Consider the following 18,828-nt stretch of genomic DNA (forward strand, 5'->3'; position numbering starts at 1 on the left):
TAACCTGAAGATTAAACATGACTGAATCTTTTGCTCAACTGTTTGAAGAATCCTTAAAAGAAATCGAAACCCGTCCGGGTTCCATCGTTCGCGGTGTTGTTGTTGCTATCGATAAAGACGTAGTACTGGTTGACGCCGGTCTGAAATCTGAGTCCGCCATTCCGGCTGAGCAGTTCAAAAACGCCCAGGGCGAGCTGGAAATCCAGGTTGGTGACGAAGTTGACGTTGCTCTGGACGCAGTAGAAGACGGCTTCGGCGAAACCCTGCTGTCTCGTGAGAAAGCTAAACGTCACGAAGCATGGATCACGCTGGAGAAAGCTTACGAAGAAGCTGAAACTGTGGTCGGTGTTATCAACGGCAAAGTTAAAGGTGGCTTCACTGTTGAGCTGAATGGTATTCGTGCGTTCCTGCCAGGTTCACTGGTAGACGTTCGTCCAGTCCGTGACACCCTGCACCTCGAAGGCAAAGAGCTTGAGTTCAAAGTAATCAAGCTGGACCAGAAGCGTAACAACGTTGTTGTTTCCCGTCGTGCCGTTATCGAATCCGAAAACAGCGCAGAACGCGATCAGCTGCTGGAAAACCTGCAGGAAGGCATGGAAGTCAAAGGTATCGTTAAGAACCTCACTGACTACGGCGCATTCGTTGACCTGGGCGGCGTTGATGGCCTGCTGCACATCACCGACATGGCGTGGAAACGCGTTAAGCACCCAAGCGAAATCGTGAACGTGGGCGACGAAATCACTGTTAAAGTGCTGAAGTTCGACCGCGAGCGTACTCGTGTATCCCTCGGCCTGAAACAGCTGGGCGAAGATCCATGGGTAGCTATCGCTAAGCGTTACCCAGAAGGTACTAAACTGACTGGTCGCGTAACCAACCTGACCGACTACGGCTGCTTCGTTGAAATCGAAGAAGGCGTTGAAGGCCTGGTGCACGTTTCCGAAATGGACTGGACCAACAAAAACATCCACCCATCCAAAGTTGTTAACGTTGGTGATGTAGTGGAAGTGATGGTTCTGGATATCGACGAAGAACGTCGTCGTATCTCCCTGGGCCTGAAGCAGTGCAAAAACAACCCATGGCAGCAGTTCGCGGAAACCCACAACAAGGGCGACCGTGTTGAAGGTAAAATCAAGTCTATCACTGACTTCGGTATCTTCATCGGCCTGGACGGCGGCATCGATGGCTTGGTTCACCTGTCTGACATCTCCTGGAACGTTGCAGGCGAAGAAGCAGTTCGTGAATACAAAAAAGGCGACGAAATCGCTGCAGTTGTTCTGCAGGTTGACGCAGAGCGTGAGCGTATCTCCCTGGGCGTTAAACAGCTCGCAGAAGATCCGTTCAACAACTGGGTTGCACTGAACAAGAAAGGCGCAATCGTAAACGGTAAAGTGACTGCAGTTGACGCTAAAGGCGCAACCGTAGAACTGGCTGACGGCGTTGAAGGTTACCTGCGCGCTTCTGAAGCTTCACGTGACCGCGTTGAAGATGCCACTCTGGTTCTGAACGTAGGCGACGACGTTGAAGCTAAGTTCACCGGTGTTGACCGTAAGAACCGTGCAATCAGCCTGTCTGTACGTGCTAAAGACGAAGCTGATGAGAAAGATGCAATCGCAACTGTTAACAAACAGGAAGATGCAAACTTCTCTAACAACGCAATGGCTGAAGCTTTCAAAGCAGCTAAAGGCGAGTAATATCAGGTTCTCAGCATCATTTGAGCTGTAACGCATTTACAGCGCGAAGGATGATGAGCAGACTTGACAGATCGCAGGATTCGTCCTGTAATCAATAACAAAGGGCGGCTACGGCCGCCCTTGTTTAATGAGCTGTTCAGCTAATTGGTTTGAAAGGAACCGGAGGAATCATGACCAAGTCAGAATTGATTGAAAGACTTGCCAGTCAGCAACCGCATATCCCTGCCAAGGCAGTGGAAGATGCCGTAAAAGAGATGCTGGAGCATATGGCCTCCACTCTTGCCCAGGGCGAGCGCATTGAAATCCGCGGTTTCGGTAGTTTTTCTCTGCACTATCGTGCTCCACGTACCGGGCGTAACCCGAAAACTGGTGATAAAGTCGAGCTGGAAGGGAAGTACGTTCCACACTTTAAGCCGGGTAAAGAACTGCGCGATCGCGCCAATATTTACGGCAACTGAGTTTAGCCAGCCGGTTAAACTGGGTTCGAAAGAAAGCACCTGCGGGTGCTTTTTTTGCCTCCGTCACTTTCATTCTGAAGGTGTCTCGCATTTTAAGTTGCATTTTCTGCAACGCGCTAAAAACCTTGCAGCGCTTGCTGTAGATTGCATTTTTCACACCTGACACCCCGCTCGATCTGCCCGCATACTGCCACCCAGAAACAGGGAGGTAGCAATGGGAATTCCCGCTTTAGGTATCAGCGCCATTCTGGCGATAGCCCCATTACTCTGGTTACCTGAACTGCCATCGCGTTATACCATCTGGATAATGATGGCTGGCGCAGTTGCACTGGCCGCACGCCAAAACGTACGGCTGAAGTATGTGGGGATGACGCTGTTATTTTGCGTGTGGGGCATTCTGGCCGCGCAAGAGAGTGTCTGGCCGATGCAGCATTTAACCGCAGGTGCCGTGCAGGCCGAGGTGGAGATCGCCGCGACTGATGGTGCAACTGTGCATCAGGGAAAAATACTCACCGTTGATGGCCAGCGCTGGTGGGCGTCAACAGGCGTAACGCTTTATGGTCATTATCTGCCGCAGAAAGCGTGTGCCGGTCAGCGCTGGGCGATGACGCTCCGGCTCAGGCCTGTACACGGCGAACTGAACGACGGAGGGTATGACCCCCAGCGCAGCGCTATTGCCCGCCATCAAACGCTAAGTGGGCGTTTTACCCATGCAGAACTCATCGATGGACGCTGCAGCCTGCGAGCGCAATACCTGACATCGCTGCAAAACCGACTTTCAGTTTATCGCTGGGGCGCGGTTATCCTCGGGCTGGGCATGGGAGAACGTCTGGATGTCCCCAGGGAAATAAAAGACCTGATGCGTGAAACCGGCACGCTGCATCTGATGGCGATTTCGGGTCTGCATGTCGCGCTCGCGGCCTCCATCGTCTGGTTTCTTGTGCGCGGGCTTCAGTTTTTATTACCTTGCCATCGGGTCAACTGGCAGATGCCTCTGCTGGCGGGGTTATTCTTCGCTGCTTTCTACGCCTGGCTGACCGGTCTGCAACCGCCCGCGTTACGCACGGTCATCGCACTTGCTGTACTGGCGGCGCTGCGGATCGGTTCCCGGCAATGGTCTCCATGGCAGGTGTGGATCTGCTGTGTCGCGGCGATCCTGATAAGCGATCCCTTAGCCATACTTTCGCAGAGTCTGCTTTTGTCTGCATTTGCCGTCGCCGCGCTGATTTTCTGGTTTCAGTGGTTGCCGCTTCCTCACTGGCAGTGGGCTCGCCGGATACGTCCGCTGCTGAACCTTGTCTATCTGCAGGTCGGCATGCTGTTACTTCTCATGCCGCTACAGGTTCTGATTTTCCATGGCTTTAGCATTTCATCGTTGATCGCCAATTTCTTTGCCGTGCCGTTGGTGACGTTTGTCTGCGTACCGCTGATTTTACTCGGCATGCTGCTCCATCTGCTGCCGCTGGCGGGGCTGGAAAGCGGCATCTGGTATGCAGCCGATAAGACGCTTGCCGGGTTGTTCTGGTTGCTGATGCGCCTGCCAGACGGCTGGCAGAGTGTGGACCAGCGCTGGCAGTACATGACGTTACTGCCGTGGCTTATCCTCATCGGCTGGCGTTTCCGTGCCTGGAAAACCGTTCCTGCCGTTTGTCTGGCGGGAAGTGTCTTGCTGGCTTCTCCCCTCTGGCGGACGGCGAAAAGCGACGCCTGGACGCTCCATATGCTGGACGTGGGGCAGGGACTGGCAATGGTTATTGAACGACAGGGAAAAGCCATTCTTTACGATACCGGGCTTGCCTGGCCGGGCGGGGATAGTGCACAGCGGTTAATTATTCCATGGCTGCGCTGGCATCATCTGCAGCCGGAAGGCGTCATTCTGAGCCATGAGCATCTCGACCATGCGGGAGGCCTTGTATCGCTGCAAAAAACATGGCCCGAAATGTGGGTAAGAAGTCCGTTGCACCAGACTGGGCATCGACCCTGCTTTCGCGGGCAAAGATGGCAATGGCAGGGGTTAACGTTCACCGTCCACTGGCCCACTGAAAATTATCCGGCTCAGGGTAACAATCACTCCTGCGTGGTAAAAATTGACGACGGCGAGCAGAGCGTTCTGCTGACGGGAGACATTGAAGCACAGGCAGAACAGGCTATGCTTAGCCATTACTGGCAGCATCTAACGTCCACCCTCATACAGGTACCTCATCACGGCAGCAATACCTCGTCGTCATTGCCGCTGGTACAGCGGGTTGAGGGACAGATAGCTCTGGATTCAGCGGCCCGCTATAACGCATGGCGATTCCCGTCGGCTAAAGTCGTCCGGCGCTATCGAAAAGAGGGATATATCTGGCACGATACCCCCCATTCCGGGCAAATATCGGTGACATTTTCGCACCATCGCTGGCAAATCCGGCGCGTGCGGGATCAATTTTTACCCCCCTGGTATCATCAGTGGTTTGGCGCGCCCGTAGATAACGGGTAGAATATGCGGCTATTTCAACAAATGCTGGTTTTTTGAATGCATAACGACAAAGATCTCTCCACGTGGCAAACCTTCCGCCGACTCTGGCCGATGATTGCACCCTTTAAAGCAGGCCTGATCGTGGCGGGTGTAGCGTTAATCCTCAACGCAGCCAGCGATACTTTTATGTTATCGCTCCTCAAACCGTTACTGGACGACGGTTTTGGTAAAACGGATCGCTCAGTGTTGCTATGGATGCCTCTGGTGGTTATCGGGCTGATGATCTTACGTGGTATCACCAGCTATATCTCCAGCTACTGCATCTCCTGGGTTTCCGGGAAAGTGGTTATGACCATGCGCCGTCGTCTGTTCAGCCACATGATGGGCATGCCGGTTTCATTCTTTGACAAGCAATCCACCGGGACGCTGCTGTCTCGTATTACCTACGATTCAGAGCAGGTTGCCTCCTCCTCTTCAAGCGCGCTGATTACCGTCGTGCGCGAAGGAGCGTCGATCATCGGTCTGTTTGCAATGATGTTCTATTACAGCTGGCAGCTGTCGCTGATCCTTATCGTGCTGGCACCGGTCGTGTCCATTGCTATCCGCGTCGTCTCAAAGCGCTTCCGCAATATCAGTAAGAATATGCAGAACACCATGGGGCAGGTGACGACCAGCGCAGAACAGATGCTGAAAGGGCACAAAGAAGTGTTGATCTTCGGCGGTCAGGAAGTTGAAACCAAACGCTTTGACAAAGTCAGCAACAAAATGCGTCTGCAGGGGATGAAGATGGTCTCGGCCTCTTCCATCTCTGACCCGATCATTCAGCTGATTGCCTCACTGGCGCTGGCGTTCGTTCTTTATGCGGCAAGCTTCCCGAGCGTAATGGAGACGCTGACGGCGGGTACTATCACCGTAGTCTTCTCCTCGATGATTGCCCTGATGCGCCCGCTGAAATCCCTGACCAACGTGAACGCCCAGTTCCAGCGCGGGATGGCCGCCTGCCAGACGCTGTTCAGCATTCTGGATTCTGAACAGGAAAAAGACGAAGGTACACGGGAGGTAGAGCGCGCGCGTGGCGACGTGGAGTTCCGCAACGTGACCTTCACCTATCCAGGCCGCGAAACGCCGGCTCTGCGCAATATCAACCTGACGATTCCGGCAGGTAAAACCGTTGCGCTGGTAGGCCGCTCCGGCTCCGGTAAATCCACCATTGCGAGCCTCATCACTCGTTTCTACGATATTAACGAAGGTGAGATCCTGCTGGATGGTCACGATCTGCGGGAGTACACCCTGCAGTCGCTGCGTAACCAGGTTGCGCTGGTTTCTCAGAACGTGCATCTCTTCAACGATACGGTCGCCAACAACATTGCTTATGCACGCACTGACGAGTACAGCCGCGAGCAGATTGAGAACGCCGCGCGTATGGCGTATGCAATGGACTTTATCAACAAGATGGATAACGGTCTGGACACGATAATCGGTGAAAACGGGGTACTGCTCTCCGGCGGTCAGCGCCAGCGTATCGCCATTGCGCGCGCGCTGCTGCGCGATAGCCCGATACTGATCCTGGACGAAGCAACCTCTGCACTGGATACGGAATCTGAACGCGCGATTCAGTCGGCGCTGGATGAACTGCAAAAGAACCGTACTTCGCTGGTGATTGCGCACCGTCTGTCCACTATTGAGCAGGCAGATGAGATCGTCGTGGTTGAAGACGGCATCATTGTTGAACGCGGAAGCCATGCCGATCTGCTGGAACATCGTGGCGTTTACGCCCAGCTTCACAAGATGCAGTTCGGCGAATGATTGCACGCATCTGGTCCGGTGAATCCCCGCTGTGGCTGCTGCTTTTGCCGCTCTCCTGGCTGTACGGCCTGGTGAGCGGCATTATTCGCCTGTTTTACCGTCTGGGGATCAAGCGTGCCTGGCGCGCGCCGGTTCCGGTAGTCGTGGTGGGTAACCTCACGGCGGGCGGCAACGGCAAAACGCCAGTGGTGATCTGGCTGGTGGAGCAGTTGCAAAAACGCGGCATCCGCCCCGGCGTGGTGTCGCGTGGGTATGGTGGTAAAGCGGCGCACTACCCATTGCTGCTGTCGGCGGAAACCACGACCGCAGAAGCGGGTGATGAGCCAGTATTGATTTTCCAGCGTACCGGTGCGCCGGTTGCGGTCTCCCCGGTGCGCAGCGACGCCGTGCAGGCCCTGCTTGCTGAACACGCGGCACAAATCATCATCACTGACGACGGCCTGCAGCATTACGCTCTGGCGCGTGATAAAGAGATTGTAGTTATCGACGGCGTGCGTCGTTTCGGCAACGGCTGGTGGCTGCCCGCTGGCCCCATGCGTGAACGCGCTTCGCGTCTGAAGTCCGTTGATGCGGTGATTGTTAACGGCGGTGAAGCAAAGTCGGGTGAAATTCCTATGCGTCTGTTACCGGGAATGGCGGTCAACCTGGTGACGGGTGAACGCCGGGCGGTTGCAGAACTGCCTTCGCTGGTGGCAATGGCGGGTATTGGTCATCCGCCGCGCTTCTTCGCGACGCTGGAGCAGTGTGGCGCCCGGCTGGAAAAACGCGTTCCGCTGGCTGACCATCAGGCGCTGGTGGCAGAGCAGGTTGAGGCGCTTACCGCGCCTGGCCAGACGCTCATTATGACCGAAAAAGATGCGGTGAAATGCCGTGCCTTTGCGAAAGAAAACTGGTGGTATCTGCCGGTTGACGCTGAACTCAGCGGCGAACAGCCGGAACAATTGCTTAAGGAACTGATTGCGTTGGTGCAGTAGAGGCTTACGCGGTTCTGGTGGCGCTTTGACTGACAGGAAAACGCATGTCTTTACCGCAACTCTCGCTTTCAGCCGCACGTCATTTACACCTTGCCGCGCAGGGGCTGCTCAAAAAGCCCCGTCGCCGCGCGCAGCCTGCCGATATACTCTCTACCGTCCAGCGCATGTCGCTGCTCCAAATCGACACCATTAACATTGTCGCCCGTAGCCCTTACCTGGTGCTGTTTAGCCGCCTGGGGAGTTATCCTCCGCAGTGGCTGGATGAGGCGCTCTCCAAAGGGGAGCTGATGGAGTACTGGGCTCACGAAGCCTGCTTCCTGCCCCGTAGCGATTTCGCCCTGGTGCGTCACCGTATGCTTGCTCCGGAAAAGATGGGATGGAAATACCGACAGGCGTGGATGGAGGAACATGAGGCCGAAATAGAGCAGCTTATCAGCCATATTGAGGAAAACGGCCCCGTTCGATCCGCCGATTTTGAACATCCGCGCAAAGGTGCAGGCGGATGGTGGGAGTGGAAGCCGCACAAGCGTCATCTTGAAGGGTTGTTCACGTCAGGCAAAGTCATGGTCATTGAACGGCGTAATTTTCAGCGCGTTTATGATCTGACGCATCGCGTGATGCCTCACTGGGACGACGATCGGGATCTGCTTACTCAGGAGGCGGCCGAGGCCATCATGCTGGAGAACAGCGCCCGCAGCCTGGGCATTTTCCGTCCGCAATGGCTGGCAGACTATTACCGCCTCCGTCAGCCTGCGCTGAAGCCTCTGCTGGAGATGTGGCAGCGTGAACAGCGAGTTATTCCCGTTATGGTGGAAACGCTGGGCGAAATGTGGCTGCACGCGGATCTTGTCCCTCTGCTGCCCGAGGCTCTGGAGGGGAAACTCCGGGCGACCCACAGCGCGGTGTTGTCACCTTTCGATCCGGTGGTTTGGGACAGAAAACGCGCCGAGCAGCTGTTTGACTTCAGCTACCGGCTGGAATGCTATACCCCGGCGCCAAAGCGGCAATACGGCTACTTTGTTTTACCGCTGCTGCACAAGGGACAACTGGTCGGACGGATGGATGCCAAAATGCACCGCAAGACCGGCACGCTTGAAGTCATTGCCCTTTATCTGCAAGAGGGCATCAGGGTCACGGCGAGCCTGGAAAAAGGGTTAACGTCCGCCATTAGCGAGTTCGCGCGCTGGCAGGAGGCTCGCGACGTAACGCTTGGCCGGGTACCTGACGGGTTATTCACATCCTGTCGAAGTGGCTGGGAAACAGGCACGCCCTGAAAAGGGAATGTGTTAAGCTTTAGCGATTACCCATACGGAGGAACTATGGATCACCGTTTACTTGAAATTATTGCCTGCCCGGTATGCAACGGCAAACTTTACTACAGCCAGGACAAACAGGAGCTGATCTGCAAGCTGGACAGTCTGGCCTTCCCGCTGCGTGACGGCATTCCGGTACTGCTGGAAAATGAAGCCCGTTCCCTGGTGGCAGAAGAGAGCAAACCATGAGTTTTGTTGTTATTATTCCTGCACGTTATGCCTCAACGCGTCTGCCGGGTAAACCGCTGGTAGATATCAACGGCAAGCCGATGATTGTGCATGTCCTTGAGCGGGCGCGTGAGTCCGGTGCCGACCGCATTATCGTTGCAACCGATCATCCTGATGTCGCCCGTGCGGTTGAGGCCGCAGGCGGTGAGGTGTGCATGACCCGCGCCGATCACCAGTCCGGCACCGAGCGTCTGGCGGAAGTGGTTGAGAAATGTGGTTTTAGTGACGATACGGTCATCGTCAACGTGCAGGGCGACGAGCCGATGATCCCGGCCGTTATTATCCGTCAGGTGGCGGAAAACCTGGCGCAGCGTCAGGTCGGTATGGCGACGCTCGCGGTGCCTATTCACCATGCTGAAGAGGTATTCAATCCGAATGCGGTGAAGGTGGTGATGGATGCCGAAGGCTATGCGCTCTATTTCTCCCGCGCTACGATTCCATGGGATCGCGATCGCTTTGCGCTCTCTAAAGAGACCATCGGTGATTCTTTCCTGCGTCATATTGGGATCTACGGCTATCGCGCCGGCTTTATTCGCCGCTATGTAGCCTGGGCGCCGAGCCCGCTGGAGCATATCGAAATGCTGGAGCAGCTTCGCGTGCTCTGGTATGGCGAAAAAATCCACGTTGCCGTTGCCCGCGAAGTACCGGGAACGGGCGTTGATACCCCGGAAGATCTTGAGCGCGTCCGCGCCGAGTTGCGTTAATCCCGCCTGCATCCCTCCTTTCGGAGGGATGTCCTCTCCCCGCAAATTCCCCTTTCTTTACCCTAATTGATCTCTTCCGGGTGACATCTTCACGCTGTGCGCTCATTATAAAAGCAGTAGTCTTAATGGGGGTAATCTCATATGGAACAGCTGCGTGCCGAACTTAGCCATCTGCTGGGTGAGAAGTTAAGCCGGGTCGAATGCGTGAGTGAAAAGGTCGATACCGCGCTCTGGTCGTTGTATGACGGCCAGGGCAACCCGATGCCGCTGATGGCACGAAGCTTCTCGTCACCGGGCGTGGCCAGGCAGCTTGCCTGGAAAATGTCGATGCTGGCACGGGAGGGAACCGTCCGTATGCCGACCGTGTACGGCGTGATGACCCACGAGGAACATCCCGGCCCGGACGTACTGCTGATTGAGCGTTTACGCGGTGTGCCGGTTGAAGCGCCCGCGCGTACGCCGGAACGCTGGGAACAGCTGAAGGATCAGATTGTTGAGGCGCTGCTGGCCTGGCACCGACAGGATAGCCGCGGGCTTGTTGGACCGGTTGACAGCACCCAGGAAAACCTGTGGCCGCTGTGGTATCGCCAGCGGGTGGAAGTGCTGTGGGGGACGCTTAACCAGTTCAACAATACCGGTTTGACCATGCAGGACAAACGTATTCTGTTTCGCACCCGCGAGTGCTTACCGGCGCTGTTCGACGGCTTTAACGACAACTGCGTGCTGATCCACGGCAATTTTACTCTGCGCAGTATGCTCAAAGACTCCCGCAGCGATCAGCTCCTGGCGATGCTAGGGCCGGGGATCATGCTCTGGGCACCGCGGGAATATGAGCTGTTCAGGCTTAGCGACAGCGGGGCGGCGGAAGGTTTACTGTGGCACTACCTTCAACGCGCGCCCGTTGCAGAGGCGTTTCTCTGGCGTCGCTGGCTTTATCTGCTCTGGGACGAAGTGGCGCAGCTGGTCAACACCGGACGTTTCAATCGCGCCAACTTCGATCTGGCGGCTAAATCACTCTTGCCCTGGCTCGCCTGACGAGCCTTTCAGCCACTGCCAGAGGCGTCCGAGCGTCTCGTAGCCAACGCGATCGCTATGCATCAACCACATCGGAGAGGGGATCACCCGTTCCCATGGGTTGAGCGGCGCGCTGATGGCCATCTGGTTTGCCGGTGCGGGAAGCGGGTGCAAACCTTGCTTCTCGAAGAAAATCATCGCTCTTGGCAGGTGCGAGGCGGAGGTCACCAGTAAGAACGGAACATCGCCAATCGCCTGCTTCACCGCGGCAGCCTCTTCCTCGGTATCCTTTGGGCTGTCCAGCGTGATGATAGAGGAACGCGGTACGCCGAGCGATTCCGCGATTCTGGCCCCCGCTTCAGCCGTACTCACCGGGTTGGTTTTGGCCGCCGCGCCGGTGAAGATCATTTTTGATCCCGGATTCGCCAGCCACAGGCGAATACCTTCGTTTAGCCGTGGCAGGCTGTTGTTGATCAGGTTCGAACTGGGGGCCCAGTCAGGGTCCCAGGTATACCCGCCGCCCAGCACAACGATGTAATCAACTTTCTGGTTTCCCTGCCACGTAGGGTACCTGTTTTCGATGGGGCGCAGCAGTCCATCCGCCACCGGCTGCAGGCTCAGCAGCAGAAGGACCAGCCAGCCGAACGTAATAAGCGTTTTGCCACTCTTCTGAAAGCGACTAAACCACACCAGCGCCAGCCCCAGCGCGATGATGATAAGCAGCAGCGGAAGGGGAAGCATCATCCCTCCAACGTATTTCTTAAGGGTAAAAAGCATCCTTTTTGGTTCCTTTTTTGACCATACAGCAGATGATTACCGGTGATATTACACCAGAGAGGTTCATTCTCCGCGCGGGTGTGACAAAATAGCGGTTTTGCAGTTAGCGAGTGGAACTCTCCCAATGCGGGATCGCAATTTTGATGACATCGCGGAAAAGTTTTCGCGCAACATTTATGGCACCACGAAAGGGCAGCTCCGTCAGACGATCCTCTGGCAGGATCTGGACACTATTCTGGCGACGTTCGGTGGTCAAACGTTGCGCGTGCTGGACGCCGGAGGCGGTGAAGGGCAGACGGCGATAAAAATGGCTGAACGCGGTCATCACGTCACGCTTTGCGATCTTTCTGCTGAAATGGTCGCCCGCGCGACGCGTGCGGCAGAAGAGAAAGGTGTGAGCGACAACATGCATTTTATACAATGCGCCGCTCAGGACATCGCGCAGCATTTGGAATCCCAGGTTGATCTGATATTGTTTCATGCGGTGCTGGAGTGGGTTGCCGATCCGCAAAGCGTGTTACAAACCCTGTGGTCAATGTTACGTCCGGGCGGTACGCTGTCGCTGATGTTCTACAATGCTAACGGCTTCCTGATGCACAACATGGTGGCAGGGAACTTCGACTATGTTCAGGTCGGGATGCCGAAAAAGAAAAAACGCACGCTTTCCCCGGACTATCCGCGCGATCCGCAGCAGGTTTACGGCTGGCTGGAAGAGATTGGCTGGCAGATCGTCGGGAAGACGGGCGTCAGGGTGTTTCATGATTATCTGCGTGAAAAACACAAACAGCGTGACTGTTTTGACACCTTAACAGAATTAGAAACGCGGTATTGCCGCCAGGAGCCGTTCGTCAGCCTTGGCCGCTATATTCACGTCACCGCGCACAAGCCGCAGATGCAAGGATAACCTATGAGTGAATTTTCCCAGACAGTCCCCGAACTGGTTGCCTGGGCCAGGAAAAACGATTTCTCCATCTCGCTGCCGGTAGACAGACTCTCTTTCCTGCTGGCGGTTGCCACACTGAACGGCGAACGGCTGGATGGTGAAATGAGCGAGGGTGAACTGGTGGATGCGTTCCGCCACGTCAGTGATGCGTTTGAGCAAACCAGCGAAACCATTAGCGTGCGTGCCAATAACGCAATCAACGATATGGTGCGTCAACGTCTGCTGAACCGCTTTACCAGCGAGCAGGCGGAAGGAAACGCCATCTATCGCCTGACCCCGCTGGGCATCGGCATCACCGACTACTACATTCGCCAGCGCGAATTTTCCACGCTGCGTCTCTCCATGCAGCTCTCGATCGTGGCGGGTGAGCTTAAACGTGCCGCCGACGCGGCCGATGAAAACGGTGACGAATTCCACTGGCATCGCAACGTTTACGCGCCGCTGAAATACTCGGTGGCCGAGATTTTCGACAGTATCGATCTCACTCAGCGTCTGATGGACGAGCAGCAGCAGCAGGTGAAAGACGATATCGCGCAGCTGCTGAACAAGGACTGGCGTGCGGCCATTTCCAGCTGTGAACTTTTGTTGTCAGAAACCTCCGGTACGCTGCGTGAGCTGCAGGATACGCTGGAGGCCGCAGGGGACAAGCTGCAGGCCAACCTGCTGCGCATCCAGGACGCGACCCTGGCGCACGACGATCTGCATTTTATCGACCGTCTGGTGTTTGATCTGCAGAGCAAACTTGACCGCATTATCAGCTGGGGCCAGCAGTCGATCGATCTGTGGATCGGCTATGACCGCCACGTGCATAAATTTATCCGTACCGCGATTGATATGGATAAAAACCGCGTCTTTGCTCAGCGTCTTCGTCAGTCGGTACAGACCTACTTTGATGCACCGTGGGCGCTGACCTATGCCAATGCCGATCGTCTGTTGGATATGCGCGACGAAGAGATGGCGCTGCGCGATGAAGAGGTCACCGGTGAACTGCCGCCGGATCTGGAGTACGAAGAATTCAACGAAATTCGTGAGCAACTTGCGGCGATGATCGAAGAACAGCTCGCCGTCTACAAAACCAGACAAGCGCCGCTGGATCTTGGGCTCGTGGTGCGCGACTATCTGGCGCAATATCCGCGCGCGCGCCACTTCGATGTTGCCCGCATTGTGGTAGACCAGGCGGTGCGCCTGGGTATCGCGCAAGCAGACTTCACCGGACTGCCGCCGAAGTGGCAGCCAATTAACGATTACGGAGCCAAGGTACAGGCGCATGTCATTGACAAATATTGAACAAGTGATGCCAGTTAAGCTGGCACAGGCGCTGGCGAATCCGTTATTTCCGGCGCTGGACAGCCAGCTGCGTGCCGGTCGTCACATTGGCCTGGACGAGCTGGATAATCACGCCTTTTTGATGGACTTCCAGGAGTACCTGGAAGAGTTTTACGCCCGCTATAACGTGGAGCTTATCCGCGCGCCGGAAGGCTTTTTCTATCTGCGCCCGCGTTCCACGACCCTGATCCCGCGCTCCGTGCTCTCCGAGCTGGACATGATGGTTGGCAAAATTCTTTGCTATCTCTACCTCAGCCCGGAACGCCTGGCAAATGAAGGCATCTTCACCCAGCAGGAGCTGTACGATGAACTGCTGACGCTGGCGGATGAGAGCAAGCTGCTTAAGCTGGTGAATAACCGTTCGACGGGGTCGGATCTTGACCGTCAGAAATTACAGGAAAAGGTTCGCTCTTCCCTGAACCGTCTGCGCCGTCTGGGGATGGTCTGGTTTATGGGCCACGACAGCAGCAAATTCCGCATCACGGAATCGGTCTTCCGCTTCGGCGCCGACGTGCGTGCGGGCGATGATGCGCGTGAAGCGCAGCTTCGCATGATCCGCGACGGTGAAGCGATGCCGGTGGAAAACCATTTGCAGCTCAATGATGAGCATGAAGAGAATCTGCCGGATAGCGGGGAGGAAGAGTAATGATTGAACGCGGTAAATTTCGCTCACTGACGCTGATTAACTGGAACGGCTTCTTTGCCCGAACCTTCGATCTGGATGAGCTGGTCACGACGCTCTCCGGTGGTAACGGGGCAGGTAAATCCACCACCATGGCGGCGTTTGTAACGGCGCTGATCCCCGACCTGACGCTGCTTCACTTCCGTAACACCACCGAAGCGGGCGCGACAAGCGGCTCCCGCGATAAAGGCCTGCACGGTAAGCTGAAAGCGGGCGTCTGTTATTCCGTGCTGGACGTCATCAACTCCCGTCACCAGCGCGTGGTGGTGGGCGTACGTCTGCAACAGGTTGCCGGCCGCGACCGTAAAGTGGATATCAAACCGTTCGCCATTCAGGGGCTGCCAACCTCCGTACAGCCGACCGCGCTGCTGACGGAAACGCTGAATGAACGCCAGGCGCGCGTCCTGACGCTGCAGGAGCTGAAGGACAAGCTTGAAGCCATCGAAGGGGTGCAGTTTAAGCAGTTCAACTCCATTACCGACTACCACTCCCTGATGTTCGATCTGGGCGTGGTGGCGCGCCGTCTGCGCACCGCTTCAGACCGTAGTAAATACTACCGTCTGATCGAAGCGTCCCTGTACGGCGGTATCTCCAGCGCCATTACCCGTTCCCTGCGTGACTACCTGCTGCCGGAAAACAGCGGCGTGCGTAAGGCCTTCCAGGACATGGAGGCGGCACTGCGTGAAAACCGCATGACGCTGGAAGCGATTCGCGTTACCCAGTCTGACCGCGACCTGTTTAAACACCTGATCAGCGAAGCGACCAACTACGTGGCGGCGGACTATATGCGCCACGCCAACGAGCGCCGCGTCCATCTCGATCAGGCATTAGAATATCGCCGCGAGCTGTTTACCTCCCGTAAACAGCTGGTGGCCGAGCAGTACAAGCACGTCGAAATGGCGCGCGAGCTGGGTGAGCACAACGGTGCCGAAGGCGATCTGGAAGCCGACTACCAGGCCGCCAGCGATCACCTGAACCTGGTGCAGACCGCGCTGCGTCAGCAGGAAAAGATCGAACGCTACGAAGCGGACCTCGATGAGTTGCAAATTCGTCTCGAAGAGCAGAATGAAGTGGTGGCCGAAGCCGCCGAGATGCAGGAAGAGAACGAAGCCCGTGCCGAAGCCGCCGAGCTGGAAGTGGACGAGCTGAAAAGCCAGCTTGCGGACTACCAGCAGGCGCTGGACGTACAGCAGACGCGTGCGATTCAGTACAACCAAGCGCTACAGGCGCTACAGCGTGCGAAAGAGCTGTGCCATCTGCCAGACCTGACGCCGGAAAGTGCCGACGAGTGGCTGGACACCTTCCAGGCCAAAGAGCAGGAAGCCACCGAGAAACTGCTCTCGCTTGAACAGAAAATGAGCGTCGCGCAAACGGCGCACAGCCAGTTTGAACAGGCTTATCAGCTGGTAGTTGCGATTAACGGCCCGCTGGCGCGTAGCGAAGCCTGGGACGTTGCCCGTGAACTGCTGCGCGACGGCGTCAACCAGCGCCATCTGGCCGAGCAGGTGCAGCCGCTGCGTATGCGCCTGAACGAGCTGGAACAGCGTCTGCGCGAGCAGCAGGAAGCCGAGCGTCTGCTGGCCGAGTTCTGCAAGCGTCAGGGTAAACATTACGATTTCGACGAGCTTGAGGCCCTGCATCAGGAGCTGGAAGCGCGTATTGCGGCCCTGTCCGATACCGTATCAAATGCCAGCGAACAGCGTATGACGCTGCGTCAGGAGCTGGAGCAGCTTCAGTCCCGTTCGAAGGCGCTCCTGCAGCGTGCGCCGGTCTGGCTGGCAGCGCAAAGCAGCCTGAACCAGCTCAGCGAACAGTGCGGCGAGCAGTTCGAGTCCAGCCAGGAAGTGACCGAATACCTGCAACAGTTGCTGGAGCGCGAGCGCGAAGCCATTGTTGAACGTGACGAAGTGGGTGCCCGCAAGCGTGACGTCGATGAAGAAATCGAGCGCTTAAGCCAGCCGGGCGGGTCAGAAGATCCGCGTCTGAACGCCTTAGCCGAGCGTTTTGGCGGCGTACTGCTGTCTGAGATTTACGATGACGTTGGCCTGGACGATGCGCCGTACTTCTCCGCGCTGTACGGTCCGTCCCGCAACGCAATTGTGGTGCCGGATTTGTCGCTGATTTCTGAGCAGCTCGCAGGGCTGGAAGATTGCCCGGAAGATCTCTACCTGATCGAAGGGGATCCGCAGTCGTTCGATGACAGCGTCTTCAGCGTTGACGAGCTGGAAAAAGCGGTGGTGGTGAAAATCGCCGATCGCCAGTGGCGTTACTCCCGCTTCCCGGAGCTGCCGCTGTTTGGCCGCGCCGCGCGTGAAAGCCGCATCGAGAGCCTCCACGCCGAGCGTGAAACGCTGTCTGAACGCTTTGCCACTCTGTCGTTTGACGTACAGAAAACCCAGCGTCTGCACCAGGCGTTCAGCCGCTTTATCGGCAGCCATCTGGGCGTGGCGTTTGAAGCCGACCCGGAAGCGGAAATCCGCAAGCTCAACACCCGCCGTGGCGAGCTTGAGCGCGCGATTGCCAGTCATGAAAGTGACAACCAGCAGAGCCGCGTCCAGTTCGAACAGGCGAAAGAGGGCGTCGCTGCCCTTAACCGCATTCTGCCGCGCCTGAACCTGCTGGCGGATGACACGCTGGCCGACCGCGTGGATGAGATCCAGGAACGTCTGGATGAAGCCCAGGAAGCCGCGCGCTTCGTGCAGCAGCACGGCAACCAGCTGGCGAAGCTGGAGCCCGTCGTGTCTGTACTGCAGAGCGACCCGGAACAGTTCGAGCAGTTAAAAGAAGATTACGCCTGGTCGCAGCAGGTGCAGCGCGAAGCGCGTCAGCAGGCGTTTGCCCTGACGGAAGTGGTGCAGCGTCGTGCGCACTTCGGCTACTCCGATTCGGCTGAAATGCTGAGCGGTAACAGCGACCTGAATGAAAAACTGCGCCAGCGCCTTGAGCAGGCGGAAGCGGAACGTACCCGCGCTCGCGAAGCGATGCGCAGCCACTCCGCTCAGTTGAACCAGTACAACCAGGTGCTGGCTTCGCTGAAAAGCTCCTTCGACACCAAGAAAGAGCTGTTAAACGACCTGCAGAAAGAGCTGCAAGACATTGGCGTTCGTGCCGACAGCGGGGCGGAAGAGCGCGCGCGCATTCGTCGTGATGAGCTGCATAGCCAGCTCAGCAATAACCGCGCGCGTCGTAATCAGCTGGAAAAAGCGCTCACCTTCTGCGAAGCGGAAATGGATAACCTGACCCGCCGCCTGCGCAAGCTGGAGCGCGACTATCATGAAATGCGCGAGCAGGTCGTGACGGCGAAAGCGGGCTGGTGCGCTGTGATGCGGATGGTGAAAGACAACAACGTTGAACGTCGCCTGCACCGTCGCGAGCTGGCATACCTTTCTGCCGATGAGCTGCGTTCGATGTCGGATAAGGCGCTGGGTGCTCTGCGTCTGGCGGTGGCGGATAACGAACACCTGCGCGATGTGCTGCGCATGTCAGAGGATCCGAAACGTCCTGAACGTAAAATTCAGTTCTTCGTTGCGGTTTATCAGCACCTGCGCGAGCGTATTCGTCAGGACATTATCCGTACCGACGATCCGGTCGAAGCCATCGAACAGATGGAAATTGAGCTGGGCCGCCTGACGGAAGAGCTGACCTCCCGCGAGCAGAAGCTGGCGATCAGCTCCCGCAGCGTGGCGAATATCATTCGCAAAACCATTCAGCGCGAGCAGAACCGTATCCGCCAGCTGAACCAGGGGCTGCAGAGCGTCTCGTTTGGTCAGGTCAACAGCGTGCGTCTTAACGTCAACGTGCGTGAAGCCCACGCGACGCTGCTGGAAGTGCTCTCTGAGCAGCACGAGCAGCATCAGGATCTGTTCAACAGCAACCGTCTGACCTTCTCCGAAGCGCTGGCGAAGCTGTATCAGCGCCTGAATCCGCAGATTGATATGGGCCAGCGTACGCCGCAAACCATCGGTGAAGAGCTGCTGGACTATCGTAACTACCTGGAAATGGAAGTTGAGGTAAACCGTGGTTCAGACGGCTGGCTGCGTGCGGAATCCGGAGCGCTGTCGACCGGTGAAGCGATTGGTACCGGGATGTCGATTCTGGTGATGGTGGTGCAGAGCTGGGAAGATGAAGCGCGCCGCCTGCGCGGGAAAGACATCTCCCCATGCCGACTGCTGTTCCTCGATGAAGCGGCGCGTCTTGATGCCCGCTCGATTGCCACGCTGTTTGAGCTTTGCGAACGTCTCGATATGCAGCTCATCATTGCGGCACCGGAAAACATCAGCCCTGAAAAAGGCACCACCTATAAGCTGGTGCGTAAAGTGTTCCAGAACAGCGAACACGTGCACGTTGTCGGGCTGCGTGGCTTTGCGCCGCAGCCGCCGGAATCATTGCCGGAAACCACGGCGGACGCTTCCTGAGGCGTTTTGTTACAAAGAGCGGCGCAGAAGCGCCGCTTT

General features: G+C 56.7%; 14 protein-coding genes. 13 read left to right on the top strand and 1 reads right to left on the bottom strand.

The window, feature by feature from the left end; genetic code table 11:
* Nucleotides 1-17: 17 nt before the first annotated feature.
* The 9 genes from rpsA to IM313_RS18760 all read left to right on the top strand — a co-directional run bounded on the left by rpsA (nucleotide 18) and on the right by IM313_RS18760 (nucleotide 10,667).
* The gene (gene rpsA, locus IM313_RS18720) at nucleotides 18-1,691 is read left to right on the top strand and encodes a 30S ribosomal protein S1 (protein WP_008499966.1); all 1,674 of its coding nucleotides are present in this window, start codon (nucleotides 18-20) and stop codon (nucleotides 1,689-1,691) included.
* A gap of 170 nt (nucleotides 1,692-1,861) precedes the next feature.
* Nucleotides 1,862-2,149, top strand: coding sequence for an integration host factor subunit beta (gene ihfB, locus IM313_RS18725; RefSeq protein WP_008499965.1), 288 nt, complete (start codon nucleotides 1,862-1,864; stop codon nucleotides 2,147-2,149).
* Nucleotides 2,150-2,363: 214 nt separating this feature from the next.
* Nucleotides 2,364-4,628 carry a ComEC family protein gene (locus IM313_RS18730; protein WP_028012569.1) on the top strand — a complete coding sequence of 755 codons (2,265 nt, stop codon included), beginning with the start codon at nucleotides 2,364-2,366 and terminating at the stop codon, nucleotides 4,626-4,628.
* A gap of 36 nt (nucleotides 4,629-4,664) precedes the next feature.
* On the top strand, nucleotides 4,665-6,413 hold the full coding sequence (gene msbA, locus IM313_RS18735) for a lipid A ABC transporter ATP-binding protein/permease MsbA (RefSeq protein WP_028012570.1): 1,749 nt from the start codon (nucleotides 4,665-4,667) through the stop codon (nucleotides 6,411-6,413).
* Entirely contained in the window at nucleotides 6,410-7,387 is a 978-nt protein-coding gene (gene lpxK, locus IM313_RS18740; protein ID WP_028012571.1) for a tetraacyldisaccharide 4'-kinase, read from the top strand. Before msbA ends, lpxK begins: the two co-directional genes overlap by 4 nt.
* A 44-nt stretch (nucleotides 7,388-7,431) precedes the next feature.
* The gene (locus IM313_RS18745; protein ID WP_192970861.1) at nucleotides 7,432-8,661 is read left to right on the top strand and encodes a winged helix-turn-helix domain-containing protein; all 1,230 of its coding nucleotides are present in this window, start codon (nucleotides 7,432-7,434) and stop codon (nucleotides 8,659-8,661) included.
* A gap of 45 nt (nucleotides 8,662-8,706) precedes the next feature.
* On the top strand, nucleotides 8,707-8,889 hold the full coding sequence (gene ycaR / locus IM313_RS18750; RefSeq protein WP_006174474.1) for a protein YcaR: 183 nt from the start codon (nucleotides 8,707-8,709) through the stop codon (nucleotides 8,887-8,889).
* Nucleotides 8,886-9,632 (top strand): 3-deoxy-manno-octulosonate cytidylyltransferase, encoded by a 747-nt coding sequence (gene kdsB / locus IM313_RS18755; RefSeq protein WP_047368214.1) that lies wholly within the window; start codon nucleotides 8,886-8,888, stop codon nucleotides 9,630-9,632. The genes ycaR and kdsB overlap by 4 nt, the downstream gene beginning before the upstream one ends.
* Nucleotides 9,633-9,773: 141 nt before the next feature.
* Nucleotides 9,774-10,667, top strand: a complete 894-nt coding sequence (locus IM313_RS18760) for a YcbJ family phosphotransferase (protein ID WP_028012574.1) — start codon at nucleotides 9,774-9,776, stop codon at nucleotides 10,665-10,667.
* Here IM313_RS18760 and elyC read toward each other — a convergent pair.
* Nucleotides 10,644-11,423: an envelope biogenesis factor ElyC gene (gene elyC, locus IM313_RS18765; RefSeq protein ID WP_028012575.1), complete on the bottom strand. Its 780-nt coding sequence runs from the start codon at nucleotides 11,421-11,423 to the stop codon at nucleotides 10,644-10,646. The genes IM313_RS18760 and elyC overlap by 24 nt on opposite strands.
* A 124-nt stretch (nucleotides 11,424-11,547) precedes the next feature.
* Between elyC and cmoM the strand changes: the two genes are divergently transcribed.
* The 4 genes from cmoM to mukB are packed head-to-tail and all read left to right on the top strand — an operon-like array spanning nucleotide 11,548 to nucleotide 18,789.
* The gene (cmoM, locus tag IM313_RS18770; protein WP_192970862.1) at nucleotides 11,548-12,327 is read left to right on the top strand and encodes a tRNA uridine 5-oxyacetic acid(34) methyltransferase CmoM; all 780 of its coding nucleotides are present in this window, start codon (nucleotides 11,548-11,550) and stop codon (nucleotides 12,325-12,327) included.
* A gap of 3 nt (nucleotides 12,328-12,330) precedes the next feature.
* On the top strand, nucleotides 12,331-13,653 hold the full coding sequence (gene mukF, locus IM313_RS18775; RefSeq protein ID WP_041910621.1) for a chromosome partition protein MukF: 1,323 nt from the start codon (nucleotides 12,331-12,333) through the stop codon (nucleotides 13,651-13,653).
* Nucleotides 13,634-14,338 carry a chromosome partition protein MukE gene (mukE, locus tag IM313_RS18780; RefSeq protein ID WP_008499954.1) on the top strand — a complete coding sequence of 235 codons (705 nt, stop codon included), beginning with the start codon at nucleotides 13,634-13,636 and terminating at the stop codon, nucleotides 14,336-14,338. The genes mukF and mukE overlap by 20 nt, the downstream gene beginning before the upstream one ends.
* The gene (gene mukB, locus IM313_RS18785) at nucleotides 14,338-18,789 is read left to right on the top strand and encodes a chromosome partition protein MukB (RefSeq protein ID WP_048999375.1); all 4,452 of its coding nucleotides are present in this window, start codon (nucleotides 14,338-14,340) and stop codon (nucleotides 18,787-18,789) included. The genes mukE and mukB overlap by 1 nt, the downstream gene beginning before the upstream one ends.
* Nucleotides 18,790-18,828 lie beyond the last annotated feature (39 nt).

Origin of the sequence: Enterobacter cloacae complex sp. P2B, from assembly GCF_014895985.1 — a bacterium.
GTDB lineage: Bacteria > Pseudomonadota > Gammaproteobacteria > Enterobacterales > Enterobacteriaceae > Enterobacter > Enterobacter bugandensis.